The sequence below is a fragment of the Paenibacillus sp. J31P316 genome (genome assembly GCF_056269105.1).
Genome location: NZ_JBWDNI010000004.1, coordinates 413,300 through 431,029, shown reverse-complemented (window position 1 = coordinate 431,029; position 17,730 = coordinate 413,300). Strand labels below are relative to the sequence as shown.

Sequence of the window (17,730 nt, the reverse complement as noted above, 5' to 3'; positions counted from 1 at the left end):
GGGGGATCGAAACCAAAAAGGAGACCTCCCGGATAACCTGCATCCGAAAAGTCTCCACCTGTGCGGCCGACCTTTATCTTATTATTCCAAGCGACTTACTGTAGAATAACCAAAATTTAACACCGGGCTTCGTTTTTGTCAATGCCTCAGCGATAAATTCCGATTTGCTTGCAGAGCTCTCCGGGATGGGCTGTAGAAGTGTTCCGGAGCCTTATTAAGGAGGACTTTCAATTATAGTGCACTACTTCCCTTTAAGGTCTTCTATTCCAACCAGCGCAGGTTCTCTATTATTAATTAAAAATGTCAGCCCCTTTTATGATTGGCAACCGTCAATTTTCATTATGGCTACTCCATATATATTAACTTGCCATATCCATTTCAGAGCTCGATTTCGTGCTTTGTGCAGGTGAACCGCCTCGGAAGATGACCAGAAGGACAATCAGAATCGTCAGGACGAAGGTTACCGGTCCCTTGCCCAGCTCCATGCCTCCGCTGCTATGCGCCGCGGACAACCAGTCGGCAAAAGAAGCCCCGACAGGGCGCGTCATAATATACGCGAACCAGAAGGCAACGATTTCCTTCAGACCGAATAGCCAGAAGCCGATCGCCGGAACAGCCAAGATGATGGTGAACATCACGCCCGAAGCCAAATATCCGAGATGCATGTTCGTCGCGGTCATGTCGCCAGCCGCCGTGCCGAGCGCGAACGTCGTCAAGACGGTGAGCCAATAGAAGACCTCGCGCCTTCGGGTAAAGATGCTGTGCACGGACAACGTCTTCTCTTTCCTGTACCATACGATGAGAATTGCAGCGAGCGCCACGACGAAGAATAGCGTCGAGACCATATAAGGGATGCCGAGCCCCACGCGGACAACATCCGCGGCTGTCGTGCCGAAGATGCTGACCATGACGACGACGAGCCAGTATATGCCCGCGACATACCGGCGCACCTTGAATTGCAGGATCATGGCCGCGACGAAGATCAGCACGCTTAACGGGACCGAGATGAGCGGATTCAGACGTTCGAATAAATAATCCGACGCTACCTCTCCCATTCCCGTCGTCAACAGTTTCGTCAGCCAGAAGTAAACCGTGATTTCGGGTACTTTAGCAAGCATCCCGGCAGCATGGTCTTTGGCGAGCGAAAGCATTTTGTTCATATTCAGGTTCCTTCCTCCAACAAATTAGCGATCCGAGACGCGAATACCGTGTAATCCGTTATGAAACTTGAATGGAATTTCACGGACGATCGTTATCTCGCTTTCTTTTCTCCCCTGTAATTGCCTTGCGCAAATTCCGTACCCCTACATATAAGATTGCAAAAGCCAGGACGATAACGGAAATGTCACCTATGTTCCGTGCTCTAAGGCCTGGGCTTGTCGAGCCTGAGCTTGCCGGGCCTGATTTATCTCGCTCTCTCAACGTCTGTGCATGGGCTACCGCTTCCATCGTGACGCTGAAGTCCATGGCCTGAGTCTTCGAATCAGATAGATGCTGCAGCCGAACATCGGCTTCATAATCCCCAGGCTTGAGCATAGGCGCAGTCCGGATAACAAGCTGCCGCTCTTTCCCAGGCATGAACGCGATGCCGCGTACCGCTTTCAAGTCTCCGACTTTCTTGAACCGATAGTCGTCCTGGGAGGATGAAATCGCCTTGCTTACCTTCACGGAAAGATCGGCATGCATCACCTGCGCACCAGGATTCAGGATCGTGAGCTCGATGACCGGCATTCCCGTGGGCGTGAAGACGTAATCGTAATGCTCGACGACAAGGTCGGCCACGGACATTACCGCGACGGGAAACATCAGACGGGCTTCCTTTCCTTAAGCATCAGCCAGGGTACCGGCCGTGCGCCGGCGAGCACGCAGCTCGCGATTCTATTCCCCGGACGACCAAACCGTCGCCGGAATTGCCGTAAATTCGCAGCATCCGATATTTCGTGTTCCTCGATCTGTCGCAACCCGCATTCTCCTCTCTTACTCAGGAAGGCTCGCCCAAACAGTGCCTGCCCTTGTTATCGGAAAAAGCCGATGAAATCGCCCGCAAAGATCAGATAGCCTAATGATGGACATCCCTTCATGAGCTAATCTCACTGTAATCCCCATTCCTAAACCAGGTATGAACGGTTTATTAACATTTTCTTAACTGCCATTAAAGCTTTATTGCTTCCCCGAACGCAGAAAAAAGCCCGATTCCCCGATCAGGCTTTCTCTTATCCTTTGAAACGATAACCGGCTCCCCATACCGTCTCGATATACGCCGGGTTGGCAGAATCGGCTTCGATTTTTTCGCGGATTTTCCGAATATGCACCGTTACCGTCTGCAGATCGCCCTGTGCGTCGATGCCCCATATTTTTTCGAATAGATGATCCTTGCTGAATACCCGGTCCGGATGCCTTGCAAGAAAATAAAGCAGATCGAATTCTTTCGTCGTCAGTATGGTTTCGACTTCTTTCACGAATACTTTTCTAGTATCGGGATCAATGCGCAGCTCGCGAATATGGATATCGTTCTTCACGTCCGCGACCCCGACCAGGCGGTCGTATCTCGCGAGATGAGCCTTTACCCTGGCAACGAGTTCAGCCGGTTTGAACGGCTTCGTGATGTAATCGTCCGCGCCTAGACCAAGACCTCTTATAATATCGATATCCTCGCGCCGAGACGAGACCATCAGAATGGGAATATTCTTTTTTTCCCGAATTTCTTTGCATACCTCGAAGCCGTTCTTGATGGGCAGCATCAAATCGAGAATAATCAAATCATGCATGCCGCTTAATCCCATTTCCAAGCCCGTTTTACCGTCCATGGCCATTTCGACTTTATAGCCGTTTATCTCCAAATAATCCCGTTGAAGCTCCGAGATGGTCACATCATCTTCGATGAGAAGGATGGTTTTCACTGTTCATCAGCCCCTGTCAGTATGGGAAGGCTTAGCTTGATCGTCGTGCCGGCGCCAGGTTCGCTGTTCGCCGAGATGATGCCGCCATGCCCGTCCATGATTTGCTTGGCAATGGCCAGACCGAGTCCGCTCCCGCCCGTATGCGCGTTGCGCGATTCGTCCGCGCGATAAAAGCGTTCAAATATATGCGCCAACGCTTCTTTATTAATGCCGATTCCGTTGTCAGCGATCTCGAGAACGACCTCGCCATCTTCGCGGTAAGCCGACAGATGGATGCGCGATTCGTTTTTATCCATATACCTCACGCTATTCTGGATGATATTGCCCAGCACTCGTTTGAAATGGTCGCGGTCCAAAGAAACCCTTGTGCGGGGATCGAGACAAATATCGGCATGGAACTTGATCGTCCGCTTCTCGAGCTCGAATTGCAGCTCTTCCGTCCAATCGTGAAGGAACGGAACCACGTTCACCGCTTCGAATTGGAACGGCTGCCGGTTTAAATCCAATTTGGAATATAAAAAAAGCTCTTGGATCAAGTGGTCCATCTCGTCCACTTTGAGGTCGATGGTGCGCATGTACTTCGCGTTCTTCTCCGGCGTATCGGCGACTCCCTCCATAATACCGTCGATATATCCTCTTATAGCCGTAAGCGGCGTTCTCAGGTCATGCGAGATATTCGCGATTAACTCTCTTCGATTGTTCTCATACTGCATTTGTACTTGAATCGATTGCTGCAACCGAGTGCGCATTTCTTCGAAAGCGACGACTAATTGGCCGATTTCATCCTTGCCGGCAACCTGAAGCGTGAAATCCAAATTGCCTTCCTTAATCTCTCTTGCCGCGTTGCGGAGCGCTTGAAGCGGACGAATAATATGCTTGGACATGAATGACGTCAGAAGTAGATGCGTCAGCACTAGGATGCAAAGCAAAGCAATGAACAACGTCGGGAAATATTTGCGAATGAAATAAGTGATCGGATCGATTTTTGAAATGATGAAGACTGTACCTTGCTCGTTGTTAAGGTATGTGAAATCGTATTGCAAATATAGATAATCCACATTGGCAATCTTCTTGACCGGGTACTGACTGAATGTATCTTGCCCTTTGAAGACCGGTAAATCCATCGTCAACTCCGGCACTTGCTGAACGCCTGGCGAACGATAGATGATCGCGCCTTTCACTCGGACGGCCAAATAAGAGTTTTTGCTCTGCAACTCCGTCGTCATTTCGTCCAAGTAGGCGGGATCCATCAACAAATCAGGCTGCCGCTGGGCCGAACGTTTTATTTCTTTCGCAATATGCTCCACGTCCTCATGGTCGAACCGGTCCTCTGTAGATTCATAAATCCCTTTTATATTTTGCAGGTCCCCTTTGAAGAATACGACCATGAGCAGGGAGACCAGCAGGATGGAGACCAGCGGGATGAGGAGCATCGCCGCGTAGGACAGTAGCAATTTCATGCGAATGGACATGCCGGGAAAACTCCTCCGCTTTGCGCTTCTTTGCGATCAAACATAAGGTATTCGAATGGAAAAAACAAGATTAGCCTCGATACCGCAACAGCGGGGCATTAACCCGCGATTTTCCTTCTACGGCTTACGAGCCAATAGATGAGCAGAAGGCACGCGATGCCTGCAAGCGCATAGCTCAGCGGATGAAGGTAGCGCTCAACGGCATCCGAATTCGCGCCAAGCCTGTAACCCGCATAAGCTAACGCCATGTTCCACGGGATGCAGCCAAGCAGCGTGAATAGGGCGAACTTCCGGAATCCCATGCCCGCAATTCCCGCAGGCAGCGAAATAAAAGTACGGATAAAAGGTAAATTCCTGGCGAAGAAGGCGGTTCCTTCGCCGTGGCGATCAAACCAGCGCTGAGCCTGCTCGAAATGGGAAGCGTTGAACAGCACGTATTTCCCATAACGTTCCAGCAGCCTCCGCCCGCCTCGGACGCCTGCATAATAGGCGAGAATAGAACCGATCAAATTCCCTAGCACCCCTGCCGTCACGACGCCGGCATACGACATGGAACCGTTCGCCGCCGCCGCGCCGCCGGAAAGCAAAATAACTTCGCTCGGTATTGGAATACATGCGCTCTCAAGCACCATGCCGACGAAGATGCCCGCCAATCCCAGCTCGTCGATTAGATGTACGGCGGTACTAGACAGCCATTCCACGATTTGTTGCATTTCAAACCCTCCCTTCCATTAACGCACCGCTGCCGCCTAGTCACGCCGTAAGAAGCAAATAGACGAGAAACACGGCCGCCAGCACGAAGCGGTAATACGCGAACGGCGCGAGCTTCAATCGCTCCAGCAGCTTCAAGAACGTCATGACGGCAAGCAGCGCGACGACGAAAGCCACGATGAAGCCGGTCGCGAAAAACCCGGCGTCCGACGACGTCAACGTGTCGTAACTTTTGAGCAGCTCGTAGCCGCTTGCGGCCACCATCATCGGGATGGCGATCAAGAACGAGAAATTCGTCGCCGCGCGGTAGCTTACGCCCGACAACAACCCGCCCGCGATCGTGGCTCCGGAACGGGAGAACCCCGGCCATAGCGCGAGGCACTGATACAGGCCGATCTGCAGCGCTTGCTTGTACGTCAGCTGATCCATGCCATCTGCCTCCACCGCGGCCTGCTTTTTTTGGCCGAACAGCATGAAAATGCCGCCAAGCACTAAACCCGCAAGCACCGTATAGGGCGAGAACAGATAGGATTTGATGAACGAATGCAGGACCAGCCCAAGCACCATGGCAGGCAAACAAGCCATGATGACATGGAGAAGGTTCAGCTTGCGTACCGGATCCGGATATCGGCCGTTCCCGTCCGGCTTCATGCCGCCAATGCCGAGCAGGTTGAAGATCCGCCGCCAATAAATGACCGCGACGGCCAGAATGGCGCCAAGCTGAATGATGATCTCGAACGTATCGGCTTTCTCGCCGGAATAGCCGAGCAGTTCGCCCGTTAGAATCAAATGCCCCGTCGATGAGACCGGGAGAAACTCCGTCAATCCCTCCACTATGCCTTGCACGATGGCCGTAAATATGTTTTGCATGAACGATTGCACTCCTTTGAAAATAAATGCGCGTTCTTGTGCGGGGTTGTCCTGCTTTAGCATAAACAATGCTTCTAAACTGACGGTGAACTACGTATTAAAATTCTCTTAACTGCCATTTCGTTAAGCGAATGTCGCCCCTACTCCACCGTTTTTGAAGCTCTAGCTGGCGCGCGAAAAAAAACGACCGCCATCCATATCATGGATTGGCCGTCGTCTAATGATTACATGCTATCGGATAGAGGAGGCTTATATTCCATATAGTTTCTTAAGACCTCGTCAGCCGTCATTCGATACCTTTTCCCTAACATGCCTAGTTGTCTCGTAAAAGCCGGGAGCGCGTCATTAATGTCTGTTTTTCCGATTGAATCAATAAGATCTTGGCAAGCTTTCGCTAACTCCTGGCGATCGATTTCCATCGTCATCACTCCTCCTACCTTTACTTTAACGCGAACAGGTTTACATTTTATGAAACGATTCTTAAACCTTTCTTAACAACCTTACTGGTCAATCTTCCCAACTCTATGAAAATCATCACATACCGATCATTGATATATTTCCCTTATCGACACTTGCCCGCAATCGATACTCGGTTATCGCCTAACTGCCAAATCATATCAATTAGCCACAGCCAGCTGGATGGTTGTGGCTATACTCAATGAATCGGGACGACACATTCAGATAATCCATCCTTCTCATGCTATCCGTCTATTGCGCATTAAAGGAACGTCCCGTATAGTGTAACTGATAATGATTATCAATACTAATCGATAGGGGATTTCGCAATGAATAAGTCCATTCTGCTCGCTGTTTTACTTGGTGTATGTCTCATGCTTTCTGCTTGCGGCAGTAATTCGGATCCGGCACCTGCTTCATCTTCGGATTCTTCATCTACTCCCACCACACCTGATACGACCGATACGACCAACACGGCCAATACGACTGATTCGGCTGAGAACCAATCGTTCCCTAGAACAATAACGGATGCCAAAGGAGAGCAAACCATCTCTGCTGCTCCCAAAAAAATCGCCTTAACCGCATGGGGATTCATCGACCTGCTGTTAACCTTGGATCCTCAAGAGCTAGCAACGACCGGCTATACATACTATTCAAAGCTGGACGCATTTCATCCTTATTTCTCTTCGGAGTCGTTCGTAGATCTTGGTTCGGATTCCGAAATTAATTTGGAGAAACTCCTTGCTTATAAACCGGACATCATCCTAGCCGGCGGAACCGATAATGACCAGGTGTACGACCAGCTGCAAAAAATCGCACCCGTCGTGTTTATAGATGCAGTCAAAGGTTATGATGATTGGAAATGGGCACTGACTGAGTATGCGAAGGCACTCGGTCTGGAAGACAAAGCTAAACAGGTTATCGAGGAGCACGAGGCTAAACTCGGCGAGGCCAAAGCCAAACTGGAGAAATACAATGACGAAGATGTCATTTTCCTGGATGCAACTCCTGGGGAGTTCTATCTATGGGGAACCGATCGGCTCGGAACGTACTATACGGATCTAGGCTTAAAAATGCCGGCAGGCAAAATGGCCGAATCGGGAGGCGAGTTATCGCTTGAAGGCCTTCTCGAGTTGAATCCGGATCATATTTTCGTGCATGACCGTCCTACATCGCCGGCAGCGGACGCATTGGAAACGCTAAGCAAAGATAAGGTTTGGAAGCAACTCGACGCCGTGAAGAACGGTCACGTTTATACGCTGGAATCTTCCGCGTTCTCTCCTGGCCCGACAGGCGTGGGTTATGGAATCGAACATATTTTAACGCATCTGAAATAACAACAGAACACTTTCATGCCGCTCCCGACCTGTCACTCGGGAGCTTTGCGTTGCGGGGGATTAACATGATCGATCTGATCGAGCTGACGGAAGATTTACTGCGTGCCAAATTAGAAATCGCGGATGTATATCGCGTTCAATTGCCTCCGAATCAAAGCTACGGTAACGTAAAGATTAAGAATGCGGGATTTTTGTTCGTGCTTCGAGGAGAATGCGAATTCAAGTGCGATGGATTCAGTCACGTCTTACATGCAGGCGGCATGCTTCATGGCACGAAGGATATGCACTTATGGTATAAGACCGGTGCCTTCGAAGAGCTAGAATATGTGCTTATTAATTACCGTGACTTATCCATGGAGAAAAATGCTTACCGACATCTGAAAGATCACTTTGCACTGGACGTCTCGGCAAGTATGGAATTGCGGGAGAAGCTGCTTCAACTTCACACCCTGTCAATGGATCCTGCCCCCATATCGGCCTTGAAGCTTTATATATCGTTTATGCAAATTCTGCTGGACACGGTAAGCCAAACTCGCCAAGAATCGAAGCGAAGCCGTCATCCATCTATGATTGAAGAAGCGCTTGCTTTTATTCACGAGCAGTACATGCATCCCCTATCACTGGAATCGCTCGCGGAGCGGTATAATGTCAGCGCCGGGTACTTCGCCTTCAAATTCAAACATTTCACCGGGATCAGCCCGATCGAATATGTGTTGCGGTTTAGGATCAATCGAGCTAGAGACCTGCTGACTACGCAACATTTTTCCGTAAGGGAGGTCGCCAGGCAAGTGGGGTACGCAGATGCGTATTACTTTAGCAGGCTATTCAAGAAGCATACCGGAATATCTCCAAGCCAAGCTCATATGCACGGATTACCGTTTATTTAATGCAAGGTTCATCCCCGCCGCCTTCCGCTGGCAAGCCCAAAAAAAACTCCCCACGCAATAGCAGACTTTGGCATTCGCCTGTCTGTCTACCGTATGAGGAGCATCCGTCACCGGAACATTTTCATTCTAGAAGATTACTTTACATTCGCCTCGAACATCGTCTGCGTATGATCCACGAAATCTTCTACTTCCTTAAGCAGTGCCTGCTTCTTTTGATCTGCTTGTTCTTTCGTGATGTCTCCTTGTGCTGTAACGTCGTCGATTTTGGTCGTGAAGTCGGACGAAAGCGAATCGATAAGTTGTTGACGGGATACGCCGTGATCCTTGGCTATGTCCGCGAACGATTTGCCTGCTTGGACCTGTTCGGCGAAAGTCGCTTTGTCTATGCCGAGCAAGGCTAAAGCGGCTTGCAAATTAAACTCACCCTTGCCCTGCTCCTTCCCTTGCTCCTCATTAAGCGGGGTCGTGAAGACGCGCTGCGCTTCCATCGCGGCCTTTTTCTTCACGTTCTCTTTCTCCTCGGCCGTAAAAACATCCGGGCTGTGCTTCGTCTGAATTTCATTGCTGATTTCCTTCGTTACCTCATCAATCAACGGCTGAAGCTCTTTCCCTTTCTCTCTCGCGATATCAGCCAGAGACTTGCCTTCCTTCACGGCTTGTTGGAAAGCTGCTTTGTCCAGACCAAGCTTAGCCGCAGCGATTTGCTCAAAATCAAGTTTTATCCCTTTCTCCGCGTTCGGGTCCCCTTTATCGCCCTTGCCCCGCTCTACTACGAAGCTCTCTTTCTTCTTAAACAGCGTCTGCGTATGGTCGACGAAATCTTCGACATCTTTTAGTGCTGCCTGCTTCTTCTGATCGGCTTGCTCTTTTGTAATATCACCGTTTGCCTTAACTTCATCGATTTTAGTCCTGATATCGGTCAATAGTGCATCAATCAGCTGCTGACGGGATACCCCATGATCCTTGGCGATATCGACGAACGATTTGCCCGCGTGTACCTGATCGGCGAAAGCAGCCTTATCGATTCCGACTAATGCAAGAGCCGCTGCCAAATTCCAGTCGTTACGATCCTGCTTATCGCTCTCCTGATTGAGCGGTAACGTGAAGATGCGTTCTGCCTCCATCGCAGCCTTCTTCTTCACATTCGCCTTCTCCTCGGCCGTCAGATCCTTAGGATCGAGATTCGCCTGAATATCATCGCTGATTTCCTTCGTTAGCCCATCAATCAACGGCTGAAGCGCTTTGCATTTTTCTTTCGCGATGTCCGCGAGCGACTTGCCGTCCTTTTGCGCTTGTTCGAAGGCTGCTTGATCAAGTCCGAGCTTCGATGAAGCAATCGTTTGCAAATCCAGCTTCAGCTTATTCCCTTTGCCTGGATCCGGCTTCTCTCCTTGCTTACCGGCTGGCATTGTCTGCTGAGCATCCGCATAGCTTGCCTTCTTACCCTCCTGCGGCTTGTCGTTCAGGTTATCTGCCGCATAAGCGGTTACTGGCACTGCAATCGCAATTAACATGGCTGCGCCGGCGAGCTTCCAATTCTTCCTCATTGATTATCCCATCCTTATTTGAATTTGCCTTCCTCGCAATCGGGAGGCTGTATGGTTTAAGGTAAAGGAACATTCTGAAAAGAATCTGAAATGCTCGGAAGCGTTACGCGAAAAGTCGTTCCGACCTGAGGGGTACTCCAGACTTCTATCCTTGCCCGGTGCGCGTCAACAATTTGTTTGGCTATCGCAAGTCCGAGGCCTGTCCCTTCCGATCGGCGGGTCCGGGCTTTATCCATCCGATAAAATCGTTCGAAAATACGAGGCAGATGCTCATTTTCAATGCCAATTCCCGTATCGCGAACGGTAAAGGATGTCTTCTGAGGACTCGTGTCCAAGGAGACGGTAACTCTGCCGCCTTCCCGGTTGTACTGGATTGCATTCTCGATCAGAATGAGGATGAGCTGCCGCATGCGTACCTCGTCCGCTTGGATCATCGCTTCGTCCTCATCCGATGCGCCCGGACGGTTTCCCCATACCAGCTGCACATGTTTGGATGCTGCAATCGGCTCCAATTGCTCCATCGCTTGTTGGATCGTATAGCGCAACGAGAAACGCGAGACGACCAGTTCAAGCCGCCCGTTGTCGCTTCGCGCAAGCACGAGCAAATTTTCAACGAGTCGGCTCATATGATGGATTTCCCGTCCTGATTTCATCAATACATTCCGATGGAATTCCGGCAGCTTATCGCTCTGTTCGTCCAACACTTCGTAGGCGGATTTCAATATGCTAAGCGGCGTCCGCAGCTCATGCGATGCATCGGACGTAAACTGTTCCTGTCGGTGGAAAGCTTGTACGATCGGCCTCATCGCGCGTCCTGCCAATATGAACCCGGCTGCTCCGCCAACAGCAAGCATGAGCAGGGCGAACCCTGCAAACGCCCATCGCAGCTGCTTCAGAAGCTCATTATCATTCGTCACTTCCTGCGCAACGATTATCCTGTAGTCCTTGATTTCGCCATTCGGAATGATCGTTCCGCCAATTCGGAAGGTTCTTCCCTCGGCATTTACATTCCGATAAACATGATCTGGCTCCGCAAGAAGTCTGGGTAAGAGCGCCGTCAGCGGAAAATCCGCTCCAGAGGGGTCCTTGCCGGATGGCGAGGATTGAAAAATCACTTCCCCGTTCGAATCGAGCAGCCATGCCATTTGGTTCAGCTGTAAGCCGCTAGGTTCATAGAACGAATTCACTTTGTCCCTATCCACCGAAGGACCGAACAGCACCTGGCCTTTAGGAGACTGGCTCAGCTTCTGCAGCTCCGCCTCATACTGATTCCTTAATGAGTCCAGCTGATCGTCTTCCGTCGATGTCAGCATTTGCTGTACCATCCATAAGGAAAAAATCGCGGAGATCATAAGAATAATGCCGATGGTAAGCGAGAACTCTCGCGTTAACCGGGTTCGCGTCCGTTTGAACATGGCTCTCATTCACCGCCTATACTAAACCGATAGCCTGCGCCGTAGATGCTCTGGATGCATTTTGTTTCATAAGGCCCGTCCACTTTTTTGCGCAGTAATTTGATTGTGGCATCGACGGCATTCAGCGTCACATCCGACTCGAGCCCCCAAACCTGATCCAGCAGCTGCTCCCGTGAAAGGACTTGTCCCGCATGGCGCATCAAACAGACGAGCAGTTGGAATTCGCGTCGTGTCAATACGATTGCCGTGCCGCGGCGCGTGACCTCGAATCTCTTCAAATGCGCCGTTATATCTCCTAAGTTGATTGTATCCGACGATTGGTATCCCCGATCCTGTCTCCGAAACAGTGCGAATAACCGTGCTTCAAGCTCCTCGAACGCAAACGGTTTTATCATATAGTCATCTGCCCCTGCTCGCAGCCCTTCTACCCGATCATGAACGGCATCCCGCGCCGTTAACAGAAGGATGGGCGTATGATCCTTGCTTCTGCGGATCTCCCGTACGAGTTCTAAGCCTGTCATCTCGGGCATCATCCAATCCAGGACGTATACGTCATACCGGCCGGTTGCCAATGCTTCCTTCGCCTGGCGGCCGTCTTTCATCCAATCGACAACATGATATTGCCGCTTCAGCTGATGCTCGGTTAATTCCCCAAGCATCTCATCGTCCTCCGCCAGCAAGATACGCATGATTCTTACCCCCTGTACATCCATGGAACATCAATCATCAATGTACCGATAAATTATGAAATGAGCATGAAATTAATCAACCGAAGATATCTGTTATACATCCGCTTGATGATTTAACCTCCCCAACCGCCCCAGAAATTCTCCCCGTTCGTGTAGGCGGCAGGATTTCGTTTGATTTCCTGCATTAATACGTCCCCCTTGGTCTGCCATTCCCGAAGTGCATCCTTCACCGTCTTCTTCCCGTTGATTACATCCTGGAACAGCGGTTGTCCAAGATTGAACGCCGGAGACAGGTTCGGCGTCTCCCAATATAGTTCTTCCCGCTCTTCCAACGGCGGGACAGGCTTAAGCGCATAAAAGGCACCGAGGTTGTAATGCATGCCATTCTTCGGCTGCAGAAGCGACTGGCGGGCCGGGAGCTTACTGCTGCTGCGCGATTTCAGCTTAGTCATACGCTCGCTGTTATTATACTGAATAAAATCCCAGGCGGCTTCCTTGTTTTGCGCCTTGGCGCCGATCGCCATCAAATTGGTTAGAGCGATGCTCCCCCCGATCTCTGGCGTTTCGGCAAAGGACGGAAGCGATGCGACGTCCCAATCGAGCGACTTGATCGCGGGATTGGAAGCGTAAGTATGGGCAGCCGACAATGTGTTGATATAATCATAGCCCCCAATCAACATGGCAAGACGTCCATTTAGAAATAGATCGCCATCCCCTCCGCTGCCACCATCAAAATCGGGTAACGAAGGAATAACTTTTTCAAGATAGAGTGCGGCAATGTCGGACCATGCCTTGTTCCACTGCGGCGTATCGACAGTCATTTTCCAAGCTTTCTTATCGAACAGCTTCAATTGGAGCGGAGCGGAATATGTCAGGACATCGCTGATGCCATCGGTTCCCCAAGGACTGAACGAGAATCCAAACGTACGAGTTTCCCCCTCGCCCGCGGCGACTTCCTTCGCGAGCAGGAACACATCTGACCAGAGCATATTATCGGTTGGAGGAGCGATGCCGGCATCGGTGAACAGCTGCTTATTATAGTAGAGCGCGGTGCCTCCGAACGTCGACGTCAAGGCATAGATAGAATGATCGTCCGGATCTCTGAGTCCGTTTGAGACGTTCGGCAAGAAGTCCTCTAGATCGAATTTGTTTGCCTCTATCAAAGGATCCAGCGGAGTAAGCAGATTATCCTGCGACAACCGGTTTAGATAAGCGGAATCTTCCAAAATCACCACGTCGACAGGGTTGCTGCCGCTTAACATCTGCTTCAACGCATCGTAATACTTCGGGCGATTGATATTGCCGGCGAGCTCTTCATTACGCTGATCGTCCATGTCGATGGCCGCAGTCAACTCGATATCGACATTCGGATGAGTCAACTCGTAATCATCCGTCAATTCCTGTCGAATGCCGGATTCATTGCCTTGACTGGCATACAGGACACCAATACGCAATACTTGGTGTTCCGCTATATCGTCCCCCCCGCCCGAACATGCGGCAAGTAAGCTCGCTGCGAGGATTAACGTTACGCCAAGCGAAACGCTGCGACGAACTTTGAAATGTTTTTTCGTTCTAGCACTATTATTCATGAACGGTATCCACCTCCGATTATTTAGGAAAAAACATTCGGCCTAAAGCCGCGGCTTTCGTGCCGCTTACCAGATGCTGCTTCGTTCGCATAGCATTATATAGAAATCTTCTTAACTTTTCTTCAATGTTTCCTGAGGATTCTATTAAATTATGAGAATCTTAAATTTAAGAAACCTTTTTAGACTAGGTCACGTCTAAGGGTACGCAACAGCAAGATACTACTCCATGAGGTGAATACAAATGAAGAAACCGTTTAAGATGATTGCCCTGTCCGCCACAGCTGCCGCCCTGATGTTCGGATTTGCCGGACCACAGATCACATCCGCCGCTTCCCTAAATGATCAAGCGCAAAGTAACAACCCTATAGCTGCAACTCTTCAGAGTAACCTGATTGCTGGAAGCAATCCATCGCAGCTAGATTCATTGCTCGATTCGTTAGGTTTGAACCTGAACTCGTTGCTCAATTCCTCCTGGTATACGCAGTATTCCCACAACCACTTTGCATGGTATGCAACTATGATCGCCGGGTTCAACAATCCGCATCACCAGATGACGCGCGAACAATTTACTTACCGGCTCGTAACGGATATGGAAGCACAGGGTAAGCTGCCGATGGTCAAGCCGGTAGTGATCAAGTTTAAAGATTCAGATAAGGTCTCTCCCGAATATGCCGCTTCGATTCAACGTGCCTTGTCCTATAATATCGTTAAATTAGATGCCAACGGAAAATTCAATCCTCAATCTGCCATTTCAAAGGCCGATGCTGACACGGCGATCCGAAATGCTCAGAATTATTTGAAAGCCCACTCTTCGCCGACCGACATGGGCAAGAACCTCACGGGGGAGCAAGCCGCTCAATTGATTAAGCAAGTTGTCGGTCCACAAGCTTCCCTGCAAATCAAGATCAATCCCGCAGCTAACGTGACTCGCGAATCGTTTACGTATCTATTGGTGCATACGCTCCAAACGAGTGGTCAACTGCCGATGATTAATGTCGTTCCGGTCGACGTGAAAGATGAATCTGAGATGGATGTATCCAAATCAGGGGCCATTCAAACAGCGCTGGCACTTGGCTTCCTCGGTTTGGACCAAGCCGGTAACTTTCATCCGAATGCCAAGCTGACCCTTGCAGAGGCTACCGCGATTGCAGCCAAAGCGACAGCCTACTTGAAGGGTCATTCGGAATCACCTGTCGATAACGCGACAATCACGGCCGAGCAAGCCGTTCAGTTAATTAAGCAAGCCGTAGGCTCGAATCTTCAAATTAAAATCAATCCGAACACCGTCGTGAACCGTCAGTCGTTCACGTACCTGCTGGTGCACACGCTCCAATCGAGCGGCCAACTGCCGAAGTTTAATTTGATTCCGGTAGAGATCAAGGACGACTTCAAGATCGATATCTTGAGCCAGGGCGCCATCCAGACTGCATTAGCCTTGAAGATCGTACAATTGGACCCGACAGGCATGTTTAACCCGAACAGCGGAATCACTCTCGCAGACGCGACAGCTATGGTCAACCGCGCTATTGAAGTCGTGAAAATGTACTCCGCGCCGCAAGCATAGCGTCATGCCATCGTTTTGATCATGTCTGCTTGGTACCTCTAGGCATGTACGAAATAAGCCCTTTCCTCCGTCGGAGGAAGGGCTTTTTTTGCTTTGTTAACATTCAAATTGCCAATAACCCGCCTTTAGCTTGGCGACCCTGCACGGCGTTCTGACTCCTGGCTTCGTCTTTCCAATGTTCTCTCAACCACGATTTTGAATAGCTCCGTCTCGTTAATCCTCCCCTCGTCGCCTTCGAACGATGGATGAGCCGTGCCCAGTGGAGAAGTCCGTACATATCCTACATGAAAGCCTATGGCAGACATCGACTAAAGGAGCTGACGGTGACTTGAAAATAGCTCAAATCTCAACGAATACCATTCCTGTCCCGCCGAAAAATTACGGAGGTACACAGCGAGATGTGCATTATTTGACAGAGGAGCTGGTCAGACGGGGTCATGAGGTGTATCTGTTCGCCAAGAAGGGCTCCACATCGAACGCAACCCAAACGTTCGAATATGAATCAGACGATCAAACGAAGCAGCTGGATTTCATTATCAAGAATATGCCGACGGACATCGACTTCATCCATGATCACTACGGTATCGTAGCAAAAGCGAATCCGCCCATTCCGACCATCTGCCAGTCGCATTCGAAAGCGATCAAATCGAGCGTGCAAATCCGGGTCTACGTCAGCAAATACATTTTGCGGAAATACGGCAAAGGGAAAGGCTACGCCATTTACAACGGCATGAGCATGGATGACTACACGTTCCGGAAAAAGAAGCAAAAGTACCTGCTTTTCCTCGGCAGGCTAATCAAGGAGAAAGGCGTTCACCTGGCCATCAAGGTGGCAAAAAAGACGGGCCGAAAGCTTATCATCGCTGGCACGCTGAACGACAAGAAATACTACCGCGCCAAAATCAAGCCGCATCTAGGAAATAAAATCCGCTACATCGGCCCTGTAGGCGGTAACCGTAAGCGCAGGCTGTTGGCCAACGCGCACTGCGTCTTGTTCACCTCTACTTGGGATGAACCGTTTGGGCTCGTCCTCGTCGAAGCCATGGCGAGCGGTACGCCCGTACTCGGCTTTCGCCGTGGCGCCGTTCCCGAAGTGCTTCGCGGCGTGCCTCGCCTCGTATGCGACACGACAACCGGCATGGCAGCGAAAGTCCGCAACCGCAAGCGACTGCCAAGTGCCCGCGCGTTAAGGAGATATGCCCGAACCCGATTCTCCGAGCAAAACATGACTGACGCCTTCTTGCGGCTGTATCAGAAGGTGATCGATAAGAAGCTGTACAAAATCAAACAAAAAACGTTATGGAATCGGCGCAAAGCAAAGCTTCAACCTATGTCGAACGGAGATGAGGGTTAGATGATTACCGTAATTGCATGCACGATGAGGTCTTCCTGCATCGACAACGTGTTTGAGAATTATGATCGTCAGCTGTGGAAGAACAAGAAGATGATCATTGTCCTGAACAATGACAGTATGGACATTGAGGTATATAAGGAGCGAGCAAGCCACTATCCGGAAGGCGAAATCACGGTTTACCAACTACCCCAAAAATACCGACTCGGCAAATGCTTGAACTATGCCATTAAAAACGCGGATAACGGCTTCATCGCCAAGTTCGACGACGACGATTACTACGGCCCTAAATTTCTTCGGGAGGCCGCTCGCGCGATTAAACACGGCAGAGCATCTATCGTCGGCAAGCACACCGCCTACCTCTATTTCACGGCAAAACGGGCACTGATGGTGTTCCGCCGCGGCGGCGAGTGGAAATACAAACGTAACGTCAAAGGAGGAACGCTTGTATTTCGCAAGGCGGTCTGGCGCCGCGTCAAATTCCCTTCCAACCGGAAAGCCGGCACGGATGCGCGATGGCTCTTTCGCTGCATTCGGCGAGGCTTCCACGTCTATTCCCTCTCCAAACGGCACTATGTCTGCATTCGCCGTAAAAACTGGAGTAGTCATACGCAGAAAAAAAGCACGCGCCGGTATATGCAGCATTGCAAGCTGGTGCGCCGTACGAAGAATTTTCAACGTTACGTCGAATAGCGCCGGGGGGTTGTGGAGGCGTCCCCATGTCAATCATCCGGTCGCTTCCCAGCCTCGTATTCGGCGAGGAACAGGCTGGCTATCCGGTCCTGTACGCGTTCGGGAACGATCGCCCAAGCGGCGCTCCGATCCAGCTCGCGTACGGGTTCCGCATTTTTTGCATCTTCGTACTGCCACTCAAAATGCGAATGTTATAGATTCATATAAAGTTTAAATGACATCCCTATTCAAGCGGCTCAAAGATTAGTA

At 50.4% G+C, this 17,730-nt stretch carries 17 protein-coding genes; 6 read left to right on the top strand and 11 right to left on the bottom strand.

From position 1 onward, the window contains the following. Positions 1-359: 359 nt before the first annotated feature. From AC0YNU_RS17345 to AC0YNU_RS17315, 7 genes are all read right to left on the bottom strand, one after another. Complete coding sequence (locus AC0YNU_RS17345; protein ID WP_475758742.1) at positions 360-1,160, bottom strand: COG4705 family protein; 801 nt, start codon at positions 1,158-1,160, stop codon at positions 360-362. A gap of 79 nt (positions 1,161-1,239) precedes the next feature. Beyond that, positions 1,240-1,806, bottom strand: a complete 567-nt coding sequence (locus AC0YNU_RS17340; RefSeq protein WP_475758740.1) for a hypothetical protein — start codon at positions 1,804-1,806, stop codon at positions 1,240-1,242. 407 nt (positions 1,807-2,213) lie between these two features. After that, positions 2,214-2,900: a response regulator transcription factor gene (locus AC0YNU_RS17335; protein WP_475758738.1), complete on the bottom strand. Its 687-nt coding sequence runs from the start codon at positions 2,898-2,900 to the stop codon at positions 2,214-2,216. Continuing rightward, positions 2,897-4,372, bottom strand: a complete 1,476-nt coding sequence (locus tag AC0YNU_RS17330; protein ID WP_475758735.1) for a sensor histidine kinase — start codon at positions 4,370-4,372, stop codon at positions 2,897-2,899. Before AC0YNU_RS17330 ends, AC0YNU_RS17335 begins: the two co-directional genes overlap by 4 nt. A 98-nt stretch (positions 4,373-4,470) precedes the next feature. Further along, positions 4,471-5,085: a DedA family protein gene (locus tag AC0YNU_RS17325; RefSeq protein WP_475758733.1), complete on the bottom strand. Its 615-nt coding sequence runs from the start codon at positions 5,083-5,085 to the stop codon at positions 4,471-4,473. A gap of 40 nt (positions 5,086-5,125) precedes the next feature. Continuing rightward, entirely contained in the window at positions 5,126-5,953 is an 828-nt protein-coding gene (gene bacA / locus AC0YNU_RS17320; RefSeq protein ID WP_475758731.1) for an undecaprenyl-diphosphate phosphatase, read from the bottom strand. A 224-nt stretch (positions 5,954-6,177) separates the two neighbouring features. After that, positions 6,178-6,372 (bottom strand): hypothetical protein, encoded by a 195-nt coding sequence (locus AC0YNU_RS17315; RefSeq protein ID WP_475758729.1) that lies wholly within the window; start codon positions 6,370-6,372, stop codon positions 6,178-6,180. Positions 6,373-6,738: 366 nt separating this feature from the next. Here AC0YNU_RS17315 and AC0YNU_RS17310 point away from each other — a divergent pair, with 366 nt between their 5' ends. Both AC0YNU_RS17310 and AC0YNU_RS17305 read left to right on the top strand, forming a co-directional pair. Then, positions 6,739-7,746 carry an iron-siderophore ABC transporter substrate-binding protein gene (locus tag AC0YNU_RS17310; protein ID WP_475758727.1) on the top strand — a complete coding sequence of 336 codons (1,008 nt, stop codon included), beginning with the start codon at positions 6,739-6,741 and terminating at the stop codon, positions 7,744-7,746. Positions 7,747-7,811: 65 nt separating this feature from the next. Further along, a complete protein-coding gene (locus AC0YNU_RS17305; protein WP_475758725.1) occupies positions 7,812-8,633 on the top strand; it encodes an AraC family transcriptional regulator in 822 nt (273 codons plus the stop codon). Positions 8,634-8,767: 134 nt separating this feature from the next. Here the strand turns inward: AC0YNU_RS17305 and AC0YNU_RS17300 are convergent, their stop codons facing one another. The 4 genes from AC0YNU_RS17300 to AC0YNU_RS17285 form a co-directional block, all read right to left on the bottom strand. Then, the gene (locus AC0YNU_RS17300; RefSeq protein ID WP_475758723.1) at positions 8,768-10,180 is read right to left on the bottom strand and encodes a hypothetical protein; all 1,413 of its coding nucleotides are present in this window, start codon (positions 10,178-10,180) and stop codon (positions 8,768-8,770) included. A gap of 56 nt (positions 10,181-10,236) precedes the next feature. Then, positions 10,237-11,595: a sensor histidine kinase gene (locus tag AC0YNU_RS17295; protein ID WP_475758721.1), complete on the bottom strand. Its 1,359-nt coding sequence runs from the start codon at positions 11,593-11,595 to the stop codon at positions 10,237-10,239. A 5-nt stretch (positions 11,596-11,600) separates the two neighbouring features. Beyond that, positions 11,601-12,284, bottom strand: coding sequence for a response regulator transcription factor (locus AC0YNU_RS17290; RefSeq protein ID WP_475758719.1), 684 nt, complete (start codon positions 12,282-12,284; stop codon positions 11,601-11,603). A gap of 113 nt (positions 12,285-12,397) precedes the next feature. Then, complete coding sequence (locus AC0YNU_RS17285) at positions 12,398-13,738, bottom strand: extracellular solute-binding protein (RefSeq protein ID WP_475758716.1); 1,341 nt, start codon at positions 13,736-13,738, stop codon at positions 12,398-12,400. Positions 13,739-14,114: 376 nt separating this feature from the next. Here AC0YNU_RS17285 and AC0YNU_RS17280 point away from each other — a divergent pair, with 376 nt between their 5' ends. The 4 genes from AC0YNU_RS17280 to AC0YNU_RS17265 all read left to right on the top strand — a co-directional run bounded on the left by AC0YNU_RS17280 (position 14,115) and on the right by AC0YNU_RS17265 (position 17,678). Beyond that, positions 14,115-15,437 (top strand): S-layer homology domain-containing protein, encoded by a 1,323-nt coding sequence (locus AC0YNU_RS17280; RefSeq protein ID WP_475758714.1) that lies wholly within the window; start codon positions 14,115-14,117, stop codon positions 15,435-15,437. 400 nt (positions 15,438-15,837) lie between these two features. Continuing rightward, positions 15,838-16,791: a glycosyltransferase gene (locus tag AC0YNU_RS17275; RefSeq protein ID WP_475758711.1), complete on the top strand. Its 954-nt coding sequence runs from the start codon at positions 15,838-15,840 to the stop codon at positions 16,789-16,791. Further along, positions 16,792-17,481, top strand: coding sequence for a glycosyltransferase family 2 protein (locus AC0YNU_RS17270; protein WP_475758709.1), 690 nt, complete (start codon positions 16,792-16,794; stop codon positions 17,479-17,481). 26 nt (positions 17,482-17,507) lie between these two features. Beyond that, positions 17,508-17,678 carry a hypothetical protein gene (locus AC0YNU_RS17265; protein WP_475758707.1) on the top strand — a complete coding sequence of 57 codons (171 nt, stop codon included), beginning with the start codon at positions 17,508-17,510 and terminating at the stop codon, positions 17,676-17,678. Positions 17,679-17,730: the final 52 nt, after the last annotated feature.

What these genes read in the sequence shown, in the direction of transcription:
- AC0YNU_RS17345 (WP_475758742.1), bottom strand. Translation starts at nt 1,160, where the DNA reads ATGAACAAAATGCTTTCGCTCGCCAAAGACCATGCTGCCGGGATGCTT.
- AC0YNU_RS17295 (WP_475758721.1), bottom strand. Translation starts at nt 11,595, where the DNA reads ATGTTCAAACGGACGCGAACCCGGTTAACGCGAGAGTTCTCGCTTACC.
- AC0YNU_RS17305 (WP_475758725.1), top strand. Translation starts at nt 7,812, where the DNA reads ATGATCGATCTGATCGAGCTGACGGAAGATTTACTGCGTGCCAAATTA.
- AC0YNU_RS17340 (WP_475758740.1), bottom strand. Translation starts at nt 1,806, where the DNA reads ATGTTTCCCGTCGCGGTAATGTCCGTGGCCGACCTTGTCGTCGAGCAT.
- AC0YNU_RS17265 (WP_475758707.1), top strand. Translation starts at nt 17,508, where the DNA reads ATGTCAATCATCCGGTCGCTTCCCAGCCTCGTATTCGGCGAGGAACAG.
- AC0YNU_RS17280 (WP_475758714.1), top strand. Translation starts at nt 14,115, where the DNA reads ATGAAGAAACCGTTTAAGATGATTGCCCTGTCCGCCACAGCTGCCGCC.
- AC0YNU_RS17310 (WP_475758727.1), top strand. Translation starts at nt 6,739, where the DNA reads ATGAATAAGTCCATTCTGCTCGCTGTTTTACTTGGTGTATGTCTCATG.
- AC0YNU_RS17270 (WP_475758709.1), top strand. Translation starts at nt 16,792, where the DNA reads ATGATTACCGTAATTGCATGCACGATGAGGTCTTCCTGCATCGACAAC.
- AC0YNU_RS17330 (WP_475758735.1), bottom strand. Translation starts at nt 4,372, where the DNA reads ATGTCCATTCGCATGAAATTGCTACTGTCCTACGCGGCGATGCTCCTC.
- AC0YNU_RS17325 (WP_475758733.1), bottom strand. Translation starts at nt 5,085, where the DNA reads ATGCAACAAATCGTGGAATGGCTGTCTAGTACCGCCGTACATCTAATC.
- AC0YNU_RS17315 (WP_475758729.1), bottom strand. Translation starts at nt 6,372, where the DNA reads ATGGAAATCGATCGCCAGGAGTTAGCGAAAGCTTGCCAAGATCTTATT.
- AC0YNU_RS17300 (WP_475758723.1), bottom strand. Translation starts at nt 10,180, where the DNA reads ATGAGGAAGAATTGGAAGCTCGCCGGCGCAGCCATGTTAATTGCGATT.
- bacA (WP_475758731.1), bottom strand. Translation starts at nt 5,953, where the DNA reads ATGCAAAACATATTTACGGCCATCGTGCAAGGCATAGTGGAGGGATTG.
- AC0YNU_RS17290 (WP_475758719.1), bottom strand. Translation starts at nt 12,284, where the DNA reads ATGCGTATCTTGCTGGCGGAGGACGATGAGATGCTTGGGGAATTAACC.